This is a genomic window from Mucilaginibacter sp. OK268 (assembly GCF_900103125.1).
GTDB lineage: Bacteria > Bacteroidota > Bacteroidia > Sphingobacteriales > Sphingobacteriaceae > Mucilaginibacter.
In genome coordinates, this window is sequence record NZ_FNJV01000003.1 from 643,304 (window position 1) to 668,752 (window position 25,449).

The window sequence follows — 25,449 nt, forward strand, 5'->3', positions numbered from 1 at the left end:
TTTTAGATCTGATTTAATGGGTTTGATGGATTAATAACACGACGATAGCCTAATTCAGCCCCACCGCTTACCGGTAAAATACAGCCCGTAATAAAACGGGCCTGTTCAGATACCAGGAACAAACAAGCATCGGCCACTACATCACCCTCGGGGCAATAACCCAAAGCATGGATCCCATTCAAATAATTTTCAATCGTAAGCGGATCTGGTTGCTGCTGGCTCCAACTGCGTAACATAGGCGTCCATACACCTGCCGGGGCAACCGCGTTCACCCGGATACCATAAGGTGCGTAATCAAGCGCCATTGACTTGGTAAGCGCGTTAATGGCTCCCTTGGTTGCGCTATATGCCGCGTGGATCTCCTGTCCTATCTCCCCAACAAGACTACTGGTATTCAAAATATTTCCCTTAGTTTTTTTGAGCTCATCAATACCAAAGCGGGTGGTGTTATAAATACCTTTTACATTCACGTCAAATAGTCTATCCCACTCTTCGGCAGTAGTTTCATGTACGGCTTTGGAGGGATTCGATATACCGGCATTATTATGGATCACATCAATGTTACCAAAAACAGTTACTGTTTCGGCAATGGCTCTTTGCATGTCGCCGGCTATAGAAACATCTGCTTTTATAAACAATATCCCGCCTGCCGGCAATTTTGCCTTTGCTTCCAAAATACTGGTTTCATTATGGGAGATGATGCTCAACCGGGCCCCGGCAGCGCTGTATACTTTGGCGCATTCTAAACCAATACCCTCGGTACCACCGGTCAAAAAAATCACTTTGTTTTTGAGTAACATATATTTTTATAGTTAAAGTCAAGGAATCGCATCAGCTACTTAGTGTGTAGCTTTCAATACGGCATCTCCTTAAAATTTATTTACAGTATGGTTAAATTGGTATTACAGAACAATTCAAAAGTAAAGCCCTGTGCTATTGTTTATAATAGGCAAAACATTTTTTTTAATGGATTATTCAACTAAAAATGAGTAGAAAAGTATTGGATATTGGCAAAATGCTGTCACCAGTTTACAATATGCCTTAAGTGATTGTATTTGCAGATTGTTTTATCTATAATAGCATCATATATTACGTACAGATCTTTTGATGATGTAATATTCCACTACAAAACCAATTATTACCTTCATGAACAGCAGCTTAAAAAGACGGGATGGCTTTATAGGAGAAAAGATGTTGGCTATCCCGCAAAAAATACTGCGGCATGCTAAAGATAAGAGCTCTGAGCTTTTCCGTATTTATATTACCTATATGGGCTATTTTCCGAAAGCGGCCGCTCATTACCGCGAGCGAAGGAAGGGGTGTGATGACAATATCCTGATCTATTGCCTGCAGGGAAAGGGGCATTATATATTGGACAATAAGCGTTATGAGGTAACATCAAACCAGTTCATCATTATACCTGCTACAGATAAATACATCCGCTACTGGGCCGATAAGGACGATCCCTGGACAATTTATTGGGTACACTATACCGGCGACCATATCCATGCCCTTAATCAATCACTCAACCTGAATATCACCAAAGGCCCGATACAAATACCCTTTAATGAAAAAGCCATAGAGATATGGCAAAATATCTACCAAACATTGGAAATGGGCTACAGCATAGAGAACCTGTGCAACGCCAGTTTTTGCCTGCACCATTTGATAGCTACGTTCCTGTTTCCACAGCGGCATGTTCAACACGATAAAGAGGATGATGGCGATATCATTACCAAAACCATCAATAATATGCGTGGTAATATCAGTCAGAAACTCACTGTGGAAGATATGGCCGCCCGGCATAGTTTATCGGTATCGCATTTTTCCAATATCTTCCGGAAAGCTACCGGTATGCCACCCATTGATTATTTTATCCATCTAAAAATGCAAAAGGCCTGTCAGCTGCTTTATACTCATGATGATAAAATAAAAACCATAGCCACCACCCTTGGTTATGATGACCCTTATTACTTTTCGCGCATCTTTAAAAAGTACGTTGGCTCATCGCCGGAACAGTATAGGGTTACGGCGAAAAATACGGGGTGATACCTTAGCGATGAGCCCCCTTCATGTCATTGCGAGGAGGTACGACGAAGCAATCTCGTAGCTATTCTTATTCGTGAGAACGCGACGAGATTGCCACGCTACGCTCGCAATGACATATTTTTTTATCCTTTTAAAGACGAAAAATGGGTCTTCAGTGAAGCGATGTCAGGGTAAATCTACTGCCAACTGCTAACCGCAAACTGCCCCCTCTACTTCCCCCAGGCTTTATTAGGCTTAGGCCCCATCACCAGCTCTAAAGTTGCGCCTGATGAAATAGCGGCATAATCCAAATAACAATGATGGTATGGCCTGCCGTTTAGCATGGCACTTTGAATATACACGTTAGCTGCGGAATTATTTTTGGCTACAATAGTAAATGCTTTTCCTTTGGCATATTTAGGATCGAGATTGATCTTCACTTTGCTGAACACAGGACTGGTGATCTCATAGCGCATATCTCCCGGACAAACCTGCGCTATACCACTTGCGGCCAATACATACCAGGCCGACATTTGCCCCACATCTTCGTTACCCACCAATCCCTCAACTTTATTATGATATGCACGCTGACAAATGATCCTCGTCCACTTTTGGGTAAGCCATGGCGCGCCTAAGCGATTAAACAAAAATGGCACATGATGCACTGGTTCGTTGGCGTGGTTGTAATAATCGTTCCAAAGTAAATTGGCCGGGGCTTTTTCAAAAAAGTTTGTCAGATCGGATATCGCCTTTTCATTACCACCCAACAGCTTGGCCAAACCCGGCACATCCTGCGGAACAAACCAGCCTTGCTGATACGGGTTGCTCTCCACCGTACCGTAGCCTTGCTGCAATCTGCCGGCGGCGGGCCATTCTTGCCATTCGCCATTATTGTTTTTCGGGCGGAACCAGCTTTTATCTTTATCCCATACATTTTTATAGGCCAGGGCTTTTTCGGTGTACTTAGCGGCGTCTTCTTTTTTACCAAGGGATTTGGCCAGCTGCGCTATACACCAATCAAAATATGCATACTCCAGCGTGCCAGATATACTGTTACCGCCGGTTGTAAATCCCCGCTGCCCATTACCGTCTTTTGTATTGGTATTTACACTGTACTCATAAGCTTTATTGATGTCATAGCCGCGGATGCCTTTTTGATAAGCATCAGCAATAACGGATATGGATGGACTACCGATCATACAGCCGCTATACGCGTTCAACAATTCCCAGCGATCAAAGAAATGCGAGCCATTCTCAGTTGCCAATGTAACCTGCGAATTGATCAAATCGTTCACCAAACCCGGATTGATAAGCGTTTGCAGTGGCATCTGGCTGCGGAACACATCCCAGCCGCTAAAGATGGTTCGTTTGGTAAAATGATCGGCCACATGGGGTTTCAGATCACCACCGGGATATTTCCCATCCACATCCTGAAACGTGCGCGGATCTATCATGGTGTGGTACATGGCTGTATAGAAATTATATTTTTCTTCCGTTGTGCCACCTGTCACCTGTATTTTTGATAAAGCCTTGTTCCACAAAGCTCGGGCTTGCTGATGAACTTTATCAAAATCCCAGTCTTTAATCTCGGTCTCCAGGTTGTTTTTTGCTCCTTCAATACTGTTGTAAGAGATACCTGTTTTTAATATCACCTGCTCATTGGCTTTGGTATCAAAATCGGTGTAAAAGCCCAGGTGTTTGCCCAGCTTTTCTTTAATCCCGGGCAATATGGCAGCGTGAGCTATGATGTCCTGGTATTTAGCGCTTTCAATATCTTCCAGTTTGCGGGTTTGGCCCTGCGGGATATTAGCGCTCCATACACCATATTCTTTTAAGGGTTTATTCAGCTGGGCATAAAAGTAAACGGTATAAAAAGCATGACCGGCACCGTTACCCCAGCCACCGCCTTCGGGTGTACATTTTATCCAGCCCTGTATGGTATGGTCGTCAATAACTTTTACATATTGATTAACCGAGGTACCGCCAACGCGACGGGCAAGATCGATCTGGATCCGGGAGCCACTGCCTTGCGGAAACGTAAACCGCATGATCCCACAATGCAGTGTGGCCGTCAATTCTGATTTGATCTGATGATCGGTCAGCATCACTGAATAATAGCCGGCTGATGCTTTTTCGCTGGCCTTATCATAATAAGATCGGTAACCATCATGATGGCCCTCCTTACCCGAGCTGGTTTTCAAGGTACCAGCTGTTGGCATTACTAAAAAATTACCCAGATCGCCATACCAGCCTATACCGCTCATTTGGGTTAAGGCAAAACCTTCTATAGTTTTATGCTCGTAGCTATAACCCGGACCGTTATCTCCCCCGGTAATGGTGTTTGGACTTACCTGGACCATACCAAAGGGAACTGCAGCTCCCGGAAAGGTTTTGCCCAAGCCGGCCGGGTTACCAGCCGACTGCATATTGGTGCTGGCACCAATAAAGGGGTTAACATAGTCGGCCAGTTGTTTTTGCTGGGCAAACAATGCAGTATGGAAAGATAGCGACAGACCGATGCCGATACATATAGCCTTGAGTGTACTATTATTTCTGAGCATGTTTATTTACTAAGGTTTATTGATAACCGGGCAACAAGGTATTACTGGTTTAACAAGTAAGGATTGGCAAAAATATACCTGAACCCTTTTGCCCGACATAGATTAAAACACGATGTTGATGGATTATATATGGAAACGATAGCAAATTTATGATTTAGCCCGGTTTTATGAGATGCCGGGCTATTATTAACGCTATTTTTACAATCTACCCGGTTTATACACGAGTTAGTTTTACCGGAGCGGTGTGGTAGGCATTCCACTGGCATACGTAAACATTTTTATCTTCATCTACACAAACATCATGGCCGTGCTGAAAAATAGGATTAACCGACTGTAAGGTTTGCTGCAGCACCCCATTCTTATAAATCGGAGCGGCACCGCCTGGGTTAGATACCACTTTATCCTTTGCATCCAACACAGTTACAAAGCCCGAATAATCAAAACGTTTCCCGGTTGCATCTTTCGACCAGCAAACACCTGCATAAATATTTTGCTCATTGATCACCGCCCGGCATACGTACATGCCCGGCATATCAATGCGTTTGATGAATTTACCATCGAGCGTAAATACTTTAAAACAGTTTTCCTCACGCGAGGTACATATCAGCGTTGGGTTATTTTTATCACGGGTATCAACTGTTACACCATGCGCATTCACCAGGTTATGATCTTTATTGGTATTGTGATGACCGCCAAAGTGATTGATATATTGACCTTTGCTATTGTAATGGATAATATAATCGGAGCCATAACCATCGGCCACATAAATATCACCATTAGGCGCTACAGCTGTTTCGGTGGGTTTAAAGGGCTCGTCATCTTTATAAATACCAATGGTTCGGGGGTGCCCTATCGCAAATATCAGTTTACCATCTAGCGTGGTTTTCAATACCTGGCCAGACTGACCGTAGTTATTACCCGTCCTGTCCAAAGCCCAGCCGCAATCGGTAAGCAATAAGAAATCTTCACCACCCTCTTTACTGATACTTAAACCATGCCCGCCAGGCAGTGAGGTTCCCCAATAATCAAGCAGTTTGCCCGATTTATCAAATATCAGGATGTTGTTATGGGTGTGGTCGCCCAGCATAATCAAGCGGCCTTTACTGTCCTGTACCATTTCATGGCAATTGGCCAGCGGGTTGCTGTTCACACTGATCTTCGCCCAGTTTTTATCGGCTTTATAGGTAAACTCTCCCTGTCCGATGGTTTGGTCATTTGGTTTCATATCCTGATGTAATATAGCAAAACTTTTTGCGGGTGCGGTAGCAACCAGGGCGGATGCAATGGCTGAATTCTTTATAAAATTTCTTCTCGATTTCTCCATGGATTTACAATTGTTCTATTGTATGAACATAATGCTAAGGTAATATATTTTCTTTCAAATTTCCGATACCTTAAGGCTTGAAAAAGGAAATTATTTACCCTGCCCCTATCCAACAGTTTTTTTATGAAACAGCAGCAGAAACGGGTTTTGAAAACTTGTCGTATTTTTCGCAGATATTTTAAACATAACCGGGCAAACACTCCATGCGTATAAAGGACCGGCTGCGCGTAATAAAATGTAACATGAACAGACTATACATTTAATATATTCAAATTAAATATTTAGTTTTAAAAACTGATCACTATTAACCATATCAGGACTAACTAAATTGATATATGGCGGGATTTGCGGCGCTTATTACCTTTATCTTATGTACACAACTGCGTAAAAACCTAAAACGTGATGGTGTCAATTCGCCGTGGTCGCAGTATTTGCTATATGCTATGTGTACCGCAGTCGCACTCATGGCCATGAGCTTTAATTTTGATAGCAGGTGGATTTTTCAATTGCTTACTTTTGGCTTGGCGGCTGGTGTTGTGGCTCTGCCTTATACCGTAGAAGAATTTAAATCAAGCCGCTCTCTTGTTAACGCAGTGATCCCCATTGTGGCAGTTGGTTTTCTTACTTTTATTTGCGAACATTTATTTCCTAAATTATACGAGAGCCTTGATAATGTTATGGAAAGCGCCATATGGTTCGCGGTAATTTGGTTTTGTGCTATGTGGTTTATCAATCGCCGGCAAAGCAAAGCGCTGGAGATCGAGCGTACCAAACGCCGTAATGAGGAAGAACAGAACCGCATGATGGCCGCCATGAAGGTTAACCTGGAAAGCCAGGTAAAAGAGCGTACCGCCGAACTTACGCAGCAAAAAGAAGAACTTCAACAAGCCCTGGCCGAACTAAAAAGCACCCAGGCGCAATTGGTACAGCAGGAAAAAATGGCATCACTGGGTGAGCTTACGGCTGGTATCGCGCATGAAATACAAAACCCTTTAAATTTCGTCAATAACTTTAGCGAGGTAAGTATCGAATTACTGGATGAACTTAAAGTGGACATTTTAAGCAAGCTACCCGATGAGACTAAGGAAGATGTGGACGACATTATCAATGACCTCACCCAAAATCTTTCAAAAATAAACCAGCATGGTAAACGTGCCGATGCTATTGTAAAAGGTATGCTGCAGCATTCACGTGCATCAACCAGTAAAAAAGAACCTACTGATATTAATGCCCTTGCCGATGAATATCTACGTTTAAGTTATCATGGCCTGCGCGCTAAGGACAAATCATTTAACGCAGGCATGAGAACCAGTTTCGACGAAACCATTGGCAATGTTGATGCCATGGCGCAGGACCTGGGACGGGTATTACTCAACCTGTACAACAACTCGTTTTATTCCGTAGCCGAAAAGAAAAAATTGAAAGGTGAAAGTTATGAGCCTATGGTTAATGTAGCTACCAAACACGTAACGCTTGCTAATGGTCATAACGCTGTTGAAATTACCGTAAGTGACAATGGTATGGGGATCCCGCAAAAAGTGCTGGACAAAATATATCAGCCATTTTTTACTACCAAACCTACCGGGCAGGGAACAGGTTTAGGTTTATCCATGAGCTATGATATTATTACCAAAGCTCATAATGGGGAATTGAAGGTAGATACCGCAGAAGGTGAGTACGCAAAATTTACCATCACCATACCGACAAATGGGTAGGATCTTGGGGAATAAGGACTTGGGGAGGAAGGATTTTTGGAACAAAGAACAAGGACTTGAAGTGCTAGGAATAATTTTTTTAATACAAATCACTAATTCATTAATTCACTAACTACGCAGTCCTCACGAGCACCGCGTAAAATTAACCACTAACGAATAATTAAATTGAAAATACTTGTTGTTGATGATGAGGCCGATGTACAGCCATTATTTACCCAGCGTTTCCGCAAGGAGATCAAAAGCGGTGAAATGGCATTTACGTTCGCGTTATCAGGTGAAGAGGCCATGGGATATCTCGAACAAAATCACTCAGAGGTGATCCTTATTTTATCGGACATTAATATGCCCGGCATGAGCGGACTGGAGCTGCTTAAAAATATCAGGAGTACTTACGAAAAACCGCCGCCGGTAGTAATGATGATAACCGCTTATGGCGATGATGAAAACTATAGACAATCAATGGATTTGGGGGCCAATGATTTTTTAACCAAGCCCCTTGATTTTAATAGCCTTAAAGACAAACTAAAACACATAGAACAATAATGGCCAAGATACTGGTGGTTGATGATGAATCTGACCTGGAATTACTCATCAAACAGAAATTCAGGAAAAAGATCAGAGAAAAGGTATTTGATTTTGTATTTGCCCAGAATGGTTTTGACGCCCTTAAAAAACTGGCCGAACAGCCGGACATTGATGTGGTTTTAAGCGACATCAACATGCCCGAAATGGATGGCCTTACCCTGCTTACCAAGCTGCCTGAGGCCAATCCTATCTTAAAGGCAGTCATGGTATCGGCCTATAGCGATATGGAAAATATCCGTACTGCCATGAACCGTGGTGCTTTTGATTTCGTATGTAAACCCGTTAATTTCGACGATCTGGATATCACCATCGAAAAAACGCTGCTGCACGTTATAGAGCTCAAAAAAACCTTACAGGCTATCAAAGAGAATAACATATTGCGCATGTATGTTGACGAGAATGTGCTGAACTTTATGACCCACAAGGAGTTTGAAACCAGCCTGCTCTCTAACGAAACCATCGACGCTACTGTTCTATTTATCGATATATGCGGCTTTACAGCTATTTCAGAACATGTGCCCGCCAATACGGTAGTAGGCTTGATTAACAAGCTTTTTGATGCCATGGTAAAAGAGATCATAGCGCAAAACGGGCATATCGATAAGTTCATGGGTGATGCGGTGATGGCCGTTTTCAGGGGCGAATATCATCTTGATCGCGCTATTGACGCCGCCCTTGCCGTACGGGAGAAAATGCACGCCGCCGAAGCCATAGTTTATGGCGACAGAACTTTTAAACCTGAGGTTTCTATAGGCATCAATTCGGGCGAAATGATTTCCGGCAATATTGGCTCAGCTTCTTTGAAACGGTTGGATTATACGGTAATAGGCGATGCCGTTAACCTGGCCCAGCGCTTACAGTCTGTTGCTCAGGCCAACCAGATCATCGTAACGGACGAGGTTTATGAAAAAGCCAAAGAATCATTCGAGTTCAATAAAATTGGCGAAGTAAGTCTGAAAAACAAAGCCAAACCGGTAGAGATATACGAGGTGGTTTCTTAGGTTATACGTGGTACGTTGTACGATAAATATAAATCTGTTTAGATCAAAACGTATAACTTACTACGTAAAACGTACCACCCTCTTCGCTTAGTGTTCCCTAACTCTTTTCTTCAATACACCACCTGCGGCTTCTTTGATGCTATTGGTAAATACGAAAGCTTTGGGATCGATACTGTGAACCAGGTTTTTTAGCCGGCGTACCTCAAAACGGGTTATTACCGTAAAGATGATATCAACTGGTTGGTGTACATTAAAACTTTCTTTCAGGAAACCGCGCTCGCCTTTGTAAATGGTAATCCCCCTGCCTAATTCCATCACCAGTTTTTCTTTGATGATCTCGCTTTGACCAGATATGATATTCACTGCCGTGTACTCTTCCAGGCCATCAATCACAAAACTGATAGTCCGCGAAGCGGTATAATAGGTTAAGATGGAATACAGCGCTGTTGGTAACCCAAGCTTAAAGGCCGCGATTAAGAATATGATGATATTAATACCCAGGATGATTTCGCTGATGGTGAAGCTGCTTCGTTTTAAGGTGTAAAGCGCCAGTATTTCGATACCATCCAATGCGCAACCTCCACGGATAGATAATCCAACTCCCAGCCCCATAAACACCCCGCCAAATATCGATACCAATAGTTTATCCGAGGTTATAACGGGATATGGTACATAGTGCAGGCAAATACCTAATGCAACTACACAGGCAAAGGTTTTAAGCGCGAACGACTTGTTAACCTGGAACATCCCCATAATAATGAAGGGGATATTGGCTACTACAATAACAAAAGCGATATTAAAGTGATACAATTCATGTATCAACAGCGATATACCAGTAACACCACCGTCAAAAAAGCTGTTGGGTACCAAAAAGCCTTTCAGGGCAAAACCGCAAAATAATATCCCGATGATAACCGTTACTACATCCTTAATTATTTCGGGTAAACTGTGTTCCGATTTGGTCATGAATTATACTTTTAAACTGTTCTTTTAATAATCTCATCCAGATGCAACTGCTTAACAGGGCCGCGCAACTGGATAGCCGTTTTTGTAAAGTAATGATGGTTTTTAAGAAAAATGATCTGCTGTTTATCCCAGTCCTGTTCACTTTTCAAACTATCAGTTATTACAAGTTCCGAAAATAGCTTTTTACTGAGTACAAAAAAATCATTCCGCCCTAAATAATCCAAATCGGCATCACAAATAATTTCACCTAAATGATCATGTGGGCTTTGCGGCATTTTTGTGGCCATAATAATATCACAGATCCGCTCAATATTTTCGCGGGTGTAGCCAAAGTTAGGTAAATATAAACGGGCATTATCACATGATTTGCTTTCATGATCTTTTTGTCCCGATAAAAAGCCCGAATCATGAAACAGTGCTGCAGTAAGCAACAGTTGGGTTTCATGATCGCCTATCCCCTCACTTTGCGCCAGTCGCTTTGATGCCGTATACACATCCACAGCATGATCGGCATTATGATAATGAAAACATTCAGGAAGCTCTTTTTTTAATTTATCCAGTATAAATTCCCGGGCCTGTTCAATCTGCATCGGTAGTTAAAATTGATCGCTAATATAATAAATTGCCTTATTGGAGACACAAATATGTGTCTCTGCAAAAAAACAACTGTAGAGACGCATTACATGCGTCTCCCGTAAGAGACCAATAGTCTATCAAGCGGCTTTAATCTCAAAGGGCTGTCATGCTGAGCTCCGTCGAAGCATGGTGGGCAGGCCTCTGCGCTCTACCCTTCGACGGTGCTCAGGGTGACAGCCCCTTTCCTTATTCGCCATGCCATGGGCTTTTATACATAAAAAAAGAGGAGACACAAGTATTGTGTCTCTACAAAAAAACAGCTGTAGAGACGCATTACATGCGTCTCCCGTAATACAATAATCAAAAAAGCCTGCCAATTACACATATAATCAGCAGGCTTTTTGATATTCAGCAATTTAAAATTTCAGATTCAGACTTAAAGTGAAACGTGTAGGGTTTTGCGGTGCCAAACGGAACGACCAGTATTTTTCATTGGTCAGGTTATCCACTTTTACACCGATGCGGTATCTGGGCTGATCATAAAAAGCAGTCGCGTCAACCGTGGTATACGATGGTATGGTGAATTTAAATGTTGCCATATTGGTTTGGTATGATGAGCTGCCATAATTGCCGCCAACACCCAAACCTAATCCCTGTACTTTACCATGGGTAATGCGATAGCTCATCCATAAATTAGCTAAGCGCGCAGGACCTGATGCTGCCGGGCGTAAACCCTGTAAGCCCGTTCCCGCTGCCGCGTTTGTTATTTTACTGTTGTTATACGCGAAACCGCCCACAATATTGAACCCGGCAAAAGGGTTGGCAATCACTTCGGCCTCGATGCCTTTACTGAGCTGTGTACCGGCCTGGGTTGAAAATCCTGCGTGGGCGGGATCATCCATAGTTGTATTGGTTACCGAGATATCATAATAGCTTACTGTGGAGCTTATTTTATGATCCCAGGCATCAACCTTTACACCTGCTTCCCATTGGTTGGCGTATTGGGGTTTAAAAGGTGTGTTATCAAAGCTGATTGCGGTAATATTGTTAAAGCCATTCATGTAGTTACCAAACAATGATACCTGGTCTTTTACAACCTGGTAAACCAGACCTAGCTTTGGCGACCATGCTGTTTGACTAAAATTACCTACAGTTTTGCCATCAGCCGGGGTGTAAGCGCCTTTGTTCACAAATCGGTCTATACGGATGCTGGCCATGGCGTTCAACCTGTCGGTAATGTTAAACACGTCCGATACATAGGCCGCGTATGAGCTCTGGTTGTTTTGAACATAATTGCCCGCTATTGGCGCCTGGGCGGCAATGAGAGCAGAAACCTTTTCAGGGGTAAAATTATTGTAAGCAGCTCCCGGGGTTTTATAGTTGATGAGCGGCATATTTACCGAAACATTCGTATTGTTACTTTTTTGGTTGTAGTACTCTACACCGGCAACAATGCGGTTACGGAACTGCCCTATTTTAAAGTCGCCGATAAAATTTTGCTGTACATTGGTAACATAGTACGGATAATCTTCTTTAATCGCCTGTCGTCTTATGGCAGTATCCGCTATGGTAAACGCTGTAACAAAGCCTTTTGTAGTGGAGAAGGTTTTGTTGAACATGGTTTGTGATTTCCAGTTATCAGATATCTTATAATTGATCAGTCCATAAATATCAATTTGACGGCTCTGATAATCGAGGTTGTTATTAGCAAAGGAGCGTTTATAATCGATACCCAGATCCTGAATATTGTATATTTTCGCTTTAGGGTCCGGCGCCAAACGATAAGCGGATGTTGCATTGCCATTACCTATTTCGGCGTCAACATCAATCGATAAGCGATCGTTAACGATGTAGGTAATACTTGGTGCTATAAAAAAGCTGCGGTTAAAGCCCGCATCCTGAAAGCTATGCTCATTATGTAAAGCCGTATTCACGCGGAATAATACCGTTTTATCCTTGTTCAAAGGCATATTAACATCGGCTGTAAGGCGGTTAAGGTCGAAACTGCCGGTATTGTAGGTTATTTCCGTACGCGTTCCGTCAAAAGGCTGTTTGGTAACCCGGTTAAACAGACCGCCAAATGATGCCAGACTGCTATTGAACAGCGTACCTGTAGGACCTTTGATGGCTTCTATCTTTTCGATATCCGCAGGGTCAATAGCGTTAAAGTTGTAGCCCGCAACGCTGTTACGGATAAAGTTACCGGTAGTAAATCCGCGGGATAAAAGGGTGGTACGCCCGTTATTGTATACCAATGGCACACCTGTTCCGGGAATGTTTTTAAAACCATCTACATAGCTGGTTACCACCTGCTCCTTCATCAGTTCGCTGGTTACTACGCTGTATACCTGTGGGTTTTCAAGGTTTTTTATGGGTAAGCGGGCAACATCCTCTGTTTCTTTTTTCAAAAACTTGTTATGTTTTGCGCTTTGAACATACACTTCCTGCAGCTCTTTACCGCCTTCGGCTAAAACAAAGTTTAAAGTGGCAGTTTCGCCGGCAACTACTACAACCTGTTTAGTTTGCGTTTGCAGACCAATAAAACTGGCCGACACACTATAAGTGCCAGGCGCTACATTTTTAATGGTAAAGTGACCGTTTTGCCCTGAAGTAGCGCCCTGGTTTGTTGCCGTAATAACAACATTCACATATTCAGCGGCTTTGCCATCAGATGTTTTCACTGTTCCTTTAACAGTACCCAGCGTTGATTGAGACCATACCAAACTGGTATTCAGGCAAAGTGTTAAAAAGAAGATGAAGGCTATAAAATTGAATGAGGGTGGATGAATTTTTCGTAAAAAATGCGTCATTGCTTTGGAATTAATTGCATTAAGGGGATCAATTTTATATATGTTTAAACCGATAGCGATTCAATGGCGCAAAGTTATTTTTATTTAGAATAAATCCAAATAAAAATACCAATACATTTTCAATTATAATCAGCTAAAAGTTTAGCTCCACGGGAGTAGACATAGCGAACAAATAATGTCCAAAGAGGGGGCTGGTCACCCTGAGCTCCGTCGAAGGGTAGAGCGCAGAGGCCTACCCACCATGCTTCGACGGAGCTCAGTATAACACCCTTTTTAAAAATGTCTCCTCATGGATTATTACCCGATCTCCTACTATATCGAAGGCTATTTTTGCCTTATAACAGTTATATTAGCCCAATGAATAACTGGTTTAAAAATTACAAGGGCATCATACTGCTCATGATCGGTATTATAGCAGGCAGTATAGCCGGATTATTTTTAGGCAAAAAAGTTGAGCTCATAAAACCTATCGGTGATATTTTCCTGAATTTGTTATTCACGGCCGTAGTGCCGCTCGTGTTTTTTGCCATAGCATCGGCCATTGCCGGGCTCGATGGATCAAACCGGCTTGGTCGGTTACTTGGAATTACCTCGCTGGTGTTTTTATCAACCGTACTTATAGCAGCTATCATTACTATTATCGCGACGTGGATATTTCCTATCCATCAGCATTTGGTGGCGAGCCCCATCACCGAAAGCATCGTCAAAAAACCATTTGGCGATCAGCTCACCCAGCTATTTACAACCAGCGAATTTTATGAGCTCCTATCCAGGAAAAGCATGCTGGCAGCCATTATATTTTCAATACTGATAGGCTTCGCTACCTTACGTTCGGGCGAAAAAGGGGCTTCTTTTGCCCGTTTTTTACATAGTGGTAACGAGGTATTTAAAAACATATTTATCCTGATCATGAAGCTCGGGCCCATTGGTTTGGGGGCGTATTTCGCTTACCAGGTTGGTGTGTTCGGTCCGCAGTTATTTGGCGGGTACGCCCGTTCCATGGCTTTATATTATGGCGTTGGGGCTTTTTATTTTGTAGTGATATTCAGCTTATATGCTTTTATAGCCGGCGGTGTAAAGGGTATAAAAAAATACTGGCGCAACAACATTATCCCATCAGCAACAGCCGTAGGCACCTGCAGCAGCATAGCTACGATACCAGCCAATTTGGATGCCGCAAAAAAAATAGGTATCCCGGATGTTATAGCCAATGTAACCATCCCGCTGGGCGGCACACTGCATAAAGATGGTTCAAGCATATCTTCTATAGTAAAAATGGTGGTAGTGTTTGCCTTATTCGGCAAAAGCTTTAACAGTGCCGATACCATAGCCCTGGCCCTGGGCATGACCGTACTGGTGAGCCTGGTTGAGGGTGGGATACCCAACGGGGGATACATCGGCGAATTGCTATTTATATCCGCCTATGGCTTTCCGCCGGAGGCCCTCCCTCCTGCCATGATCATCGGCACCCTGGTTGACCCCATGGCTACCCTTTTAAACGCCACAGGCGACACGGTTGCCGCCATGCTGGTAACGCGCTTCAGCGAAGGTAAAAACTGGCTTAATAAGGCCGAATAGCCACTCTCCTGAATAATAGGTCATAAATAAACAAGTGGAGGGGATGTCATCCTGAGCGCCGTCGAAGGGTAGAGCGCGGAGCCATGCTTCGCTGGACCACCCTCTTCGCCTGCGGCGAAAAATAAAGCCTCACCCCAGCCCTCTCCTTTGGAGAGGGTTATTACATGAAGGCTTCGCCGTTTAGGTGTGGTTCCTCTCTATGCGCAAAGCGGAGAGGGGGTGACCAGCGCAGCCATGCGGGGGTAAGTCGATACCGCCATGTTTACCACATGTCTTTTCGTAAACTATTATTTTCCTTTGGAAAATGATAAATTATGGTTTACACTGTAAACCCAAAATACAGCAATAAAAAATATTAACTAATTAATTTTCAATAGATTAAAAAAATGTAAACCATAAAAAGTGTAAACCATGTAAACCCAATTTACCTGTCTGTTTAAACGTCGTTTATTTAGTAAATTCGCACTCAAAACCCCAGGATCATTATGTTGCATATATTATACATCATCGCCATCATTGCCGAAGCTATGACGGCCGCTTTATCAGCCGGAAGGCGTAATATGGATTGGGTGGGTGTTTGTATTATTGCCTGGGTTACCGCACTGGGCGGAGGCACCGTACGTAATATCCTGTTTAACCACTACCCCATGAGCTGGGTTGAGCATCCCGAATACCTGCTGATCACCGCCGGGGCAGCCATACTGGCTGCGATCATCGCCTCCCTGATGACTAAACTCAAAAAGCTATTCTTATATCTTGATGCGTTGGGTTTGGTGGTATTTACCATCATAGGCTGCCAAATAGCACAGGAAATAAACCTCCCACCTATCATTGTGATGTTTAGCGGGATGATCACGGGCTGCGCGGGCGGTGTGCTTCGTGATGTATTGTGTAATGATATCCCCTTGCTTTTCCATAAAGAGATCTACGCCAGCGCCTCCATAGTTACCGGAGCTGCCTATTTAGGTATCGAGTATCTGGGCGGCAGTTCAGAGCTTGCCATCGTACTGGCATGCGTTATTGGTTTGGCATTACGCCTGTTATCTATCCGTTATAACTGGCAGATGCCCAAATTTGTTTACAACGAGGAATGGCATTAAACAAAAGCGTCCCCGGTTAACCGGGGACGCTTTTGTTTTCTCTTTAAAAAACTGTATTACCAGCCTGTGTTTTGAGTTAACTTACTATTGGTAGCAATTTCGCGTTGTGGTATTGGCCACAGGTAATATTGCTCCTTCATGGTAACCCCTTGCTCATTTGCAGTAGAAGTTGCCGGACCAAATACATTGTTCTTTACATCATATATCTGGTGGGTACGTTGGATATCGAAATATGATTTATCCTCAAAGGCGAGCTCATGATAACGTTCTTTCCAGATGGCTACGCGGAACTGATCTTTGGTTAAACCACTTAACGGAGCCAAATTTGCACGTGTACGGATCTGGTTAACCGCGGCATAAGCATCGGCAGTTGGGCCATTCACTTCATTTGATGCCTCAGCATAAGTTAGCATTGCTTCCGGTAAACGTAAAAAAGTCCAGTTTTCATCACATTTACCGCTGTTGGCAGTACCAGATACAGAGCTTTCCACATGGAAGTATTTGTACAGGCAGTGCTCACCAAAAATGATGACAGATGAGTTATCAGAGGCAGGATACTGAGAAAAATAGAATTGTTTTTCTTGTGTACGCTTATCACCGGCCTCATAGCTATTAAAGAAAGCGGTAGTCGGGATCATAGCGCCCAGGTGGTCGCCATAAGCACCTACCGGAAGGTTAAACGGCACGGTTAATTGAGTTATAGCGTTGGTAGCTATCTTTACATCATACTGTGCCTGAAATATCAACTCACCCTGGTTTTTATGTGCATTATCATGTAAATAAGCGTAGTCGGTAAACAAGGTATATGAAGGTATAGCCAGTTTGGCCTCATCAGCAGCTTTCTGATAATTCTCTGTTTTTTGTAAGGGATAACCGGCCATGGTCAAATACACACTTGATAGTAAAGTATGAACAGCTCCCATTGATGCTAACATACCATTAGTGCTTGGAAGGCCGGACTGTTCAGCGGCTAAAAGGTCACTCACCACCTGATCGTAAACCTGCTCTTTTGGTGTACGTGCAGGATATAAAAGCGCGCTATTCAAATCAACAGGTGCGGTAATCAAAGGCACATCGCCATATAACCTTACCAGGTGATAGTAAAAGAAAGCTCTTAAAAAATACACCTCGCCTAAAAGCGACTTTTTGGTAGCATCAGGCATGCTGATAGCTGGTATACGGTTTAACGCTATATTACACTCAGCAATAGCCGTGTAACTTCCTTTCCAAACGGTTTCAAATCCCGGGTTAGTTGGATCTGTACGCTCAAATATCACGTTATTGTTATTAACACTTTGTCCTAATGACGTAGCGTGACCTGCAAAAAGCTCCAGGGTTATAAAAGGGGCCTCGCCATAAGCGTCACCATTCATAAAAAGGTATGTGCCATAATTCTGGCCATTCAGGTTATTACCATAAATACCATTTACAAAAGTGCGGGCCTGACTCAGTGTTGTGAAATAATTTTGCTGTGTAAAGTTGCTCTTATTGGGTTCATCAAGATACTTTTTGCAACTGGTAACACTCGCTATAACGATAAGGGCCAACAAACCGGTCCTGTATTTTTTTAAATTAAATTTCATAATATACTTATTTAGGTATTTAATTAAAAACTTGCGTTTACACCAAGCAGGAATGTTCTTGGTTTTGGATAATCATAAAACTGTATGCCCTGAGTAAAGTTACTGCTACTGTTATAGGTAGAAGTTTCAGGATCATAACCAGTGTATTTTGTGATCAGAAACAAGTTTTGCCCTTGTGCATAAACTCTTAAGCGACTTAACTTAATCTTCTTAACCATATTATCCGGGAAAGTATAACCTAAAGTGACATTTCTGCCACGGATGAAGTTACCGCTCTCTACCTTGGTTGAGTATATTTCTGTTTGATAATAAACATAAGCAGGTCTGTCCTGGGCTATGCTCGTATTTTGATGATCAGGTGTCCAGGCATTTAATACGGTGGCATAGCTGTTTGCCTGACCAGTACGATCCTGGCCCGAGTGGCGGGTTAGGTTCATGATCTGGTTACCATAGTTAAACTGCAATTCAATACCCAGGTCAAGGTTTTTGTAACGGAACGTATTGGTAAAGGTTCCGTAACCTGACGGGGTTGATTTACCTAAGATCTGCTTATCATCTACGGTGATCTTTCCATCTCCGTTTGTATCCTGTATTTTAAGATCGCCTGGTAGTTTGCCGTATTTAGCTGCTTCTGTAGCTTCGGCTGTACCCCATGTACCTAATACTTTGTAACCGTAAAATACGCTGGCTGGTTGCCCGACACGTAAAAGATTAAATTGAGAAAGGAATGTTGGTGCCAGGAAAATATCGTCATTTGCTTCGCCCAAGTGCAATATTTTATTTTTCAGGAAGGAGATATTAAAAGTAGTATTCCAGCTGAAATCCTGTGTTTTAACGTTAACAGAGTTAATGGTTACCTCAATACCCTTGTTTTCAAGACTACCAATGTTTTTATAAACGCTGCTATAACCGCTGGTTTCAGGGATTGGGGCATTCAATAATAAAGCCTTGGTTTTTTTGTAATAGGCGTCTGCATCTACGTTCAATCGGTTATTGAACAGACCAAAAGCAACACCGAAGTTAAATTCGCTGTTTTTTTCCCATTGAAGATCAGGATTACCCGGACTGCCGGTATCAATTACGGTGCCGGTGCCACCAACAACGGTACTCCCGGATATCAGGTTTGCCTGTGACCTGTACTGACCAATTTCTGAGTTACCGGTTAAACCATAGCTGAATCTCAGTTTCAGGTCAGAAATGGTTTGGTTGTCTTTCAGGAAATCTTCCTGAGATACACGCCAGGCCAAAGCCGCAGAAGGGAAAAAGCCATATTTTTTTTGAGGACCGAAACGTGACGAACCATCCTCACGGCCGGTTAATGTTAACAGGTATTTATCTTTATACCCATAGTTTATACGGCCAAAGAACGACTGTATCTGCCAGGCATAATAATTGGATGTCGGTATTCCAGGAACAGATCCTGTACCCAGGTTATAAAATCCAAAATAATCATCTGATAAACCCGATGTAGAAGCACCAACACTGAGCTCATTAAAGCTTTGGCGTTCTGTACCTACAACCACATTCAATGAGTGTACTTTATTGAATGTTTTGTTATAGGTGAAGTGGTTTTCCCACTGCCAGAAGGTGTCATTGTATTCATTAATAGAAGCAGAGCTGTTACTTTGGTCAACCGTAGCACCACCAACTAAACCTGTTTGATAATGCGGGTTATAGTTAGCCTGTGTAGTAACACCTAAAGTACTGCGAAATTCAAGGCCAGGGGCCAGGTTAATGTTCAAATAACCATTACCGCTAAATATACGTTTGCGATACAGGTTATGGATCTCATTGGCTTGCGCAACCGGGTTATCTCCACCCTCTAAGTTAGGATAATCAGTTCTTTTACCATATGATCCATCAGGATAACGGATTGGTATAAATGGCACCATCTCAATTAACATACGCGGAATGTTGTTACCACCGGTGCCATCATCAGCAGTACGTTGTTCTGAGCTGTTATAGTTTAACGTAGCACCAACTTTTAACCATGGTTTCACCTGGTTATCAATGGTTAAACGCGCGTTGTAACGTTTCTGATAGCTATTCAATATAATACCTTCATCATCGGCATAATTTAAAAACAAGCCGTAGTTCAGGTTATCGGTTCCACCTGTAAAAGTTACGTTATGGTTTTGGCTATACGCTGTTCTGGTAGTAGCTTTTTGCCAATCCACGTCATATAAAGGGTTCAGGTTAGAATCGAACAATTTACCGATCAGCGCGGTACGGATCTTTACCGGGTTGTCATCGGTATATTTACCTGCTGCCCAACCTGCCGGGTCATATTTAGGAATGTTGGCATAAGATTGATCTTCAACTGATAAAAATTGCTTAGAGTTAAGAACTGGTAATTCTTTAGCCATATAGCTGATACTTCCATAGGCATCATAGCTAACAGAACCACCCTTTTTACCACGTTTAGTGGTTACCAGAATTACACCGTTTGCACCACGGGTACCATATATTGCTGTTGATGATGCATCTTTCAGTACGTCGATAGTTTCAATATCGTTAGGGTTAAGGGCGGCACCACCAGCTGTCCAAACCACACCATCCACTACATATAACGGATCTGTTGCTGCATTGATAGAGCTGTAACCACGTATACGGATCTTGGTTTCACCACCTGGCGCACCAGAGTTAGTTGAAACGTTAACACCCGCAATTTTACCGGCAAGCTCCTGCTCAACGTTAATAGCCGGTCTATCCTGTAGTTGTTTACCACTAACGCTACCTACTGAGCCGGTAAGGTCAACTCTTTTCTGTGTACCGTAACCTACAACCACCACTTCACTTAATGCTTTAGGGCTTTCAACAAGCTTTACATCAAGCTGGGTTTTATTAGCAATAGGCACTTCCTGTGTAACATAACCAACAAAGCTAAACACCAGGGTGCCGTTACCATCGGGTGTGTTTAAAGTATACTTACCATTCACATCGGTAACAACACCCACATTTGAGCCCTTCACCCTGACACTTACACCTGGGAGAGGTCCTTTATCGTCACTCACTGTACCTTGCACCTTAAATGCCGCCGGAGCAGTTATAGCAGCTGCATCTTTCTTTTTAACTACAATGGTTTCCTGGAATATCTTGTAGGTTAAAGGCTGATCTTTAAAACATTGATCAAGCGCGTCTGCCAATGAAGCATTTGATACTTCAACATTTATTCCACCGGTATTTGATACATCCTTTTTATCATACAGGAAATGATAGCCGGTTTGCTTTTCAATTGATCTGAGTACTTTTTCGACAGTAGTGTTTTTCTGATGCAAGGTCACTACCTGACTATAACTTTTTGCACTTACATTGGTAAGGGCTGCAATTATAATAATAGCCGTTAGCTTCATAGCCAGTATTATTTTGGATAATTGGGGCCATGCCAAAGACGTGGCCTTAGAATTAAAATTCATAAGTTTGTTGAGTTTGGGTTAAACATTAAATTCAATTCGTTGATTGCATTTTTTTGGGACCCAGATAATTGGCCGGGAAAGTGCAGCGAACACTTCCCGGTTTTTTATATCATATACCTATATACCTGCGCTTCTCTCTCTGTAAGATATGCTGAGCGGAAAACAGCGTATAAAAAGTTGTGGATCCCCCTGCGGGAGCTAACTTATTTTTGGTATTTCTTCCATCATAGGGTTGTTTAAGGTGAATAATTGGTTAGTTATCTTCTTATCCTGATAAACAGGATCATTGCGTTATCGTAATGTGTTTATTTTCTATTTTAAAATTGACACCCGCATATTTAAGCATTCCCAAAAGTTCAGACGCTTTTACATTACGGGATATACGGCCGGTAAACTCCCTAATGGGTATCTGGCCTTCATAGCTTACTTCCACATCATACCAGCGGGCAGCCTGCCTCATGATCGATTGGATGCTGGCATCCGTAAACTGAAACAGTCCGTCTTTCCAGGCTACCGACTCATCCGCATCAGCATCATTAACCACCTTGATCTCGCCATTTTGATTTAAAGAAGCCTGCTGTCCCGGTTTTAAAACACTGGTATAATGGTTGTTGCTTATTTTAACAGATCCTTCCAGCAGGGTGGTCTTCATTACGGCCTCATCATTATAAGCCATGGTATTAAAATGGGTGCCTAAAACCTCTATAACGGTATGGTTAGCTTTTACACGGAAAGGCATGGCCGCGTTTTTGGCCACTTCAAAATAAGCTTCACCGGTAATTTCAACCTCGCGGGTTTTACCGGTAAACACGGCCGGAAAGCTTAATGATGATGCAGAGTTTAACCAAACCCTGCTCCCATCGTTAAGTACTAATTGATATTGCCCGCCCCTGGGGGTGGTAATGGTATTCATCGGCACTGCTCCTTTTGTCGCCCCGTTTTTGCCGCCCTTATAAACCAACTGTCCATCGCGCGTTTTATTGATTTGGGTGCTTCCTTCCCTGGCCAGAACGCCATTTTGAGCATTGTCAAGATAAATCGTTTTACCATTAGCAAGCGTCAATAGAGCCCTGTTGCCTCCGGGTAAAACATCATGACTGGGCTGAGTTTTGGCTATGCTCTTTTTGGGGTCAGATTGCTTTTTTTTGTTGATCAAAACGTAGGCGCCAAAACCAAAAAAAATCATCAATGCGGCAGCAGTGCCCAGTCGCAGCCATAATCTGCGATGATCAGGAGGCTTAATAATATGAATATTATCCTGGTTGCCATTTTTCAGGATATTGTTTAACATATCCATGCTTTTTGAGGGGTCAAAAAGCGGTTCATTTACGTCAATATCATTCCATGCTTGCTGAATAAGTGCTGTTAATTCGGCATCATTGGTTGAGGCATTAATAATTTGAAACAGCTCATCCTGCTCCTGTTCGGTAGCGGTTTGATTGTAATAACTGTTAAAAAGATAACGTAATCTTGCATTCAATGCACTCATACCGTGTAATTGTTTATCATAGTAAATAATTGGCAAATTAAGGGTCTTAGGAAAACCTCAATCACATGACAACAAGCAGGGTAAAAAAGGGGGTATCAGCTTTAAAAAAAAATAAAAAAACTTTTTAAAGCGATCAGCAACAGAACTATAACTTCCAGGTGTTCATGCACATACTCTGTTATGGACACGGTAGCTATCTGCAAATATTTTTTCACGGTTTCGCGCGATAGCTCCAGTTGGTCGGCTATTTCGGCGTATTTTAAACGACCATGCCTGCTCAGTAAATACACTTTTTGCTGTTGAGGTGGTAGCTGATCAATAGCCTCATCCAATAAATTATAATACATATCCGTACCAGCCACTTCAGGGCTAAGACTACCTGCGTCAATATCGTCCAGTTGTTTGATCATGGCACGTTCCTTAGCCAGTTTTTTCAAACAGTTTAGCGCATGGTTTTTGGATATTACAAACAGATAGGCTTTAAAATTATCAACGCGAACCAATGATTCGCGGGTGAACCATATTTTCAAGAATACATCCTGCACTACTTCTTCAGCCAGTTCAATGGAGCTTGTTATACGCAGCATATGCACCCCCAATTGCTGGTGATGCCTCATAAACAACTGGCGAAAGGCATGTTCATTACCCGAAGCCACCTGCATCAACAGTTCTCTCTCATCAGCATGAGCAATTTCAAACATAGTTTAGTGTATAATTAATAGCAAATGATTAAACTTTATTACAACCTTTATTGCGCTTGAATAATTCAAGAGCAATAACAGTACTACGGTGATAAAGTTTATTCTTTTAGAAAATCGCTATTGCAGGGCGATAATATTTTACTCATTAGCAGGGGTATCTAAACTAATGGTTATTCTTTAGGTACTTCTTGGGTTAATTTCTTTTCAATTCTTTTATCAGGAATGAACCAAACGGCGGCAACCACACCATATAAAACAAAGCTAATAGCGGGACTTAGCCATGAAATACCAATTGCCGCAGCATATATAAATACCGAACTTTTTGCTTTCCAATCGCGACCCAATACACTGGCGATGAGCGATTTTTTACCATTGTGCCTGATCAGCGTTTTTTCCAGGATAGTGTAGGCCAAACCGTTCATGGCCAGTATAAATCCATAGCACGCCACAGGTAATTGTGTAAAATGGTTTTCGCCCATCCAGCCGGTTACGAAAGGTATCAGTGACAACCAAAAAAGCAGGTGAAGGTTGGCCCATAATACAGCTCCGTTTACCGATTTTACAATATGGAACATGTGGTGATGATTATTCCAGTATATGCCCACATAAATAAAACTTAGTATATAACTAAAAAAAACAGGCATGAGCGGTTTTAGCGATGCCCAGGTATCGCCGTGCGGCACTTTCATCTCCAACACCATAATAGTGATGATAATAGCCACAACGCCATCACTAAATGCCTCTACTCTTGTTTTACCAAACGCCATAGATCTTAATTATCCTTAATTTTTACTTTTTACGTTAAAAGCCTGGTACCTTTTCATCGCTTCAATAAAATAATAATCGGCATAGGTTAAGGGTACATCAACCTCACTGTGTCCGGGTAAATGCCCAACGCTATGCTCCAGTATAAACCCTCCGTTTGTTTGGGCCGGAGCTTTATAAGCCGGCGATGATAATGTTTTCAATATGGTTTCAGCAGTGGTAAAATACTCCTGCCCTTTGTTGTTATCCGCATAGCGGCAAAGTTCCAGCAAAGCCGAAGCCGCGACAGCTGCAGCCGAAGCATCTTTAAGCGCGTTAGGGATATTGGTAGCGTTATAATCCCAATAAGGTATCTTATCGGCCGGGAGGTTTGGATTTGTCAGGATGAACCGGGCTATATTTTGGGCCTGTTCTAAATATTTTTTGTCTTTGGTTTCGCGGTACATCACGGTATACCCATATAAGCCCCAGGCTTGTCCTCTGGCCCATGCCGATTCATTAGCAAAGCCTTGTGCGGTTTTCTTTTCTTTGACTGCACCTGTCTGCGCATCGTAATTGATCACGTGGTACGAGCTATAATCGGGCCTGAAATGGTTTTTCATGGTGGTGTTGGCATGGGTAACCGCTATTTTGTAATAGCTGGAATCGCCGGTTTCGCGGGTGGCCCAAAACAACAATTCCAGGTTCATCATATTATCGATGATCACGAGGTAGTCCGACGGATTTTTGGAGTCCCATGATTTGATGCAGCCTACTGTTGGATTGAACCTGGTAGATAACGATTTAGCGCTATTGATCAAAATTTGTTTGTACTCCGGTTTGGGTTCGATCTTATTGGCATTACCAAAACTGCAATACATCATAAAACCCAGGTCGTGCGTATGCGTATTGAATTGCTCTTTGGCCAGCACATCTAGGATGCGGTTAGCTTCAGTTAATAACTGCTGATCATGATCCTGCTCATACAGGTACAGTAAACTACCCGGGTAAAAACCACTGCACCACCAGCCAGAATTGCTATTTTCCTGCTTTTTGGTATCCGGGTGATAAGTTTTTGGGAACTCCTGCGGACCTATCTGTTGGGCCAAAAATTTATACTGATTATCAGCATCTTTAAAGTTTTTCTTGATGGTTGATAACAGTTCCTTTTGTGGCTTAAAACTATGTTGCGCAAACAGATTTAAGCTAAGCGCGGAAAATAAAAACACAAAACAAATAACAGGTAGAGTTCTGGACTTCATAAAAGGTAGT

The 25,449-nt window shown here is 42.6% G+C and carries 18 protein-coding genes; 6 read left to right on the forward strand and 12 right to left on the reverse strand.

What is annotated here, in order from left to right:
- Positions 1 to 2: 2 nt before the first annotated feature.
- Positions 3 to 800, reverse strand: a complete 798-nt coding sequence (locus BLR84_RS13055) for an SDR family NAD(P)-dependent oxidoreductase (RefSeq protein WP_090468565.1) — start codon at positions 798 to 800, stop codon at positions 3 to 5.
- A 346-nt stretch (positions 801 to 1,146) separates the two neighbouring features.
- Here BLR84_RS13055 and BLR84_RS13060 point away from each other — a divergent pair, with 346 nt between their 5' ends.
- Positions 1,147 to 2,049, forward strand: coding sequence for an AraC family transcriptional regulator (locus BLR84_RS13060; RefSeq protein ID WP_090468566.1), 903 nt, complete (start codon positions 1,147 to 1,149; stop codon positions 2,047 to 2,049).
- A gap of 209 nt (positions 2,050 to 2,258) precedes the next feature.
- Here the strand turns inward: BLR84_RS13060 and BLR84_RS13065 are convergent, their stop codons facing one another.
- Together BLR84_RS13065 and BLR84_RS13070 are read right to left on the reverse strand one after the other, a co-directional pair.
- The gene (locus BLR84_RS13065) at positions 2,259 to 4,589 is read right to left on the reverse strand and encodes a GH92 family glycosyl hydrolase (RefSeq protein ID WP_090468567.1); all 2,331 of its coding nucleotides are present in this window, start codon (positions 4,587 to 4,589) and stop codon (positions 2,259 to 2,261) included.
- 214 nt (positions 4,590 to 4,803) lie between these two features.
- Positions 4,804 to 5,913: a twin-arginine translocation signal domain-containing protein gene (locus BLR84_RS13070; protein WP_090468569.1), complete on the reverse strand. Its 1,110-nt coding sequence runs from the start codon at positions 5,911 to 5,913 to the stop codon at positions 4,804 to 4,806.
- 335 nt (positions 5,914 to 6,248) lie between these two features.
- Here BLR84_RS13070 and BLR84_RS13075 point away from each other — a divergent pair, with 335 nt between their 5' ends.
- From BLR84_RS13075 to BLR84_RS13085, 3 genes are all read left to right on the forward strand, one after another.
- Positions 6,249 to 7,628, forward strand: coding sequence for an ATP-binding protein (locus tag BLR84_RS13075; protein WP_090468571.1), 1,380 nt, complete (start codon positions 6,249 to 6,251; stop codon positions 7,626 to 7,628).
- A gap of 165 nt (positions 7,629 to 7,793) precedes the next feature.
- On the forward strand, positions 7,794 to 8,171 hold the full coding sequence (locus BLR84_RS13080) for a response regulator (protein WP_090468573.1): 378 nt from the start codon (positions 7,794 to 7,796) through the stop codon (positions 8,169 to 8,171).
- Positions 8,171 to 9,214, forward strand: a complete 1,044-nt coding sequence (locus tag BLR84_RS13085) for an adenylate/guanylate cyclase domain-containing response regulator (protein WP_176852054.1) — start codon at positions 8,171 to 8,173, stop codon at positions 9,212 to 9,214. Before BLR84_RS13080 ends, BLR84_RS13085 begins: the two co-directional genes overlap by 1 nt.
- 87 nt (positions 9,215 to 9,301) lie before the next feature.
- Here BLR84_RS13085 and BLR84_RS13090 read toward each other — a convergent pair whose 3' ends face one another.
- From BLR84_RS13090 to BLR84_RS13100, 3 genes are all read right to left on the reverse strand, one after another.
- Entirely contained in the window at positions 9,302 to 10,180 is an 879-nt protein-coding gene (locus tag BLR84_RS13090; protein ID WP_090468578.1) for a YitT family protein, read from the reverse strand.
- Between the two features lie 11 nt (positions 10,181 to 10,191).
- Complete coding sequence (locus BLR84_RS13095) at positions 10,192 to 10,770, reverse strand: HD domain-containing protein (RefSeq protein WP_090468580.1); 579 nt, start codon at positions 10,768 to 10,770, stop codon at positions 10,192 to 10,194.
- A gap of 402 nt (positions 10,771 to 11,172) precedes the next feature.
- Complete coding sequence (locus BLR84_RS13100; RefSeq protein WP_090468582.1) at positions 11,173 to 13,566, reverse strand: TonB-dependent receptor; 2,394 nt, start codon at positions 13,564 to 13,566, stop codon at positions 11,173 to 11,175.
- 357 nt (positions 13,567 to 13,923) lie between these two features.
- Here BLR84_RS13100 and BLR84_RS13105 point away from each other — a divergent pair, with 357 nt between their 5' ends.
- Together BLR84_RS13105 and BLR84_RS13110 are read left to right on the forward strand one after the other, a co-directional pair.
- Complete coding sequence (locus BLR84_RS13105; RefSeq protein WP_090468584.1) at positions 13,924 to 15,144, forward strand: dicarboxylate/amino acid:cation symporter; 1,221 nt, start codon at positions 13,924 to 13,926, stop codon at positions 15,142 to 15,144.
- 485 nt (positions 15,145 to 15,629) lie between these two features.
- On the forward strand, positions 15,630 to 16,244 hold the full coding sequence (locus BLR84_RS13110) for a trimeric intracellular cation channel family protein (protein WP_090468586.1): 615 nt from the start codon (positions 15,630 to 15,632) through the stop codon (positions 16,242 to 16,244).
- Between the two features lie 56 nt (positions 16,245 to 16,300).
- Here the strand turns inward: BLR84_RS13110 and BLR84_RS13115 are convergent, their stop codons facing one another.
- The 6 genes from BLR84_RS13115 to BLR84_RS13140 all read right to left on the reverse strand — a co-directional run bounded on the left by BLR84_RS13115 (position 16,301) and on the right by BLR84_RS13140 (position 25,439).
- Positions 16,301 to 17,827: a RagB/SusD family nutrient uptake outer membrane protein gene (locus BLR84_RS13115; RefSeq protein WP_090468588.1), complete on the reverse strand. Its 1,527-nt coding sequence runs from the start codon at positions 17,825 to 17,827 to the stop codon at positions 16,301 to 16,303.
- Between the two features lie 23 nt (positions 17,828 to 17,850).
- A complete protein-coding gene (locus BLR84_RS13120) occupies positions 17,851 to 21,243 on the reverse strand; it encodes a TonB-dependent receptor (RefSeq protein ID WP_090468590.1) in 3,393 nt (1,130 codons plus the stop codon).
- A gap of 283 nt (positions 21,244 to 21,526) precedes the next feature.
- Positions 21,527 to 22,732, reverse strand: coding sequence for a FecR family protein (locus BLR84_RS13125; protein ID WP_090468592.1), 1,206 nt, complete (start codon positions 22,730 to 22,732; stop codon positions 21,527 to 21,529).
- 101 nt (positions 22,733 to 22,833) lie between these two features.
- Entirely contained in the window at positions 22,834 to 23,433 is a 600-nt protein-coding gene (locus tag BLR84_RS13130; protein ID WP_090468594.1) for an RNA polymerase sigma factor, read from the reverse strand.
- Between the two features lie 170 nt (positions 23,434 to 23,603).
- Positions 23,604 to 24,200 (reverse strand): TMEM175 family protein, encoded by a 597-nt coding sequence (locus BLR84_RS13135; protein ID WP_090468596.1) that lies wholly within the window; start codon positions 24,198 to 24,200, stop codon positions 23,604 to 23,606.
- A gap of 15 nt (positions 24,201 to 24,215) precedes the next feature.
- Positions 24,216 to 25,439, reverse strand: coding sequence for a glycoside hydrolase family 88 protein (locus tag BLR84_RS13140; RefSeq protein WP_090468598.1), 1,224 nt, complete (start codon positions 25,437 to 25,439; stop codon positions 24,216 to 24,218).
- Between the last annotated feature and the right edge of the window lie 10 nt (positions 25,440 to 25,449).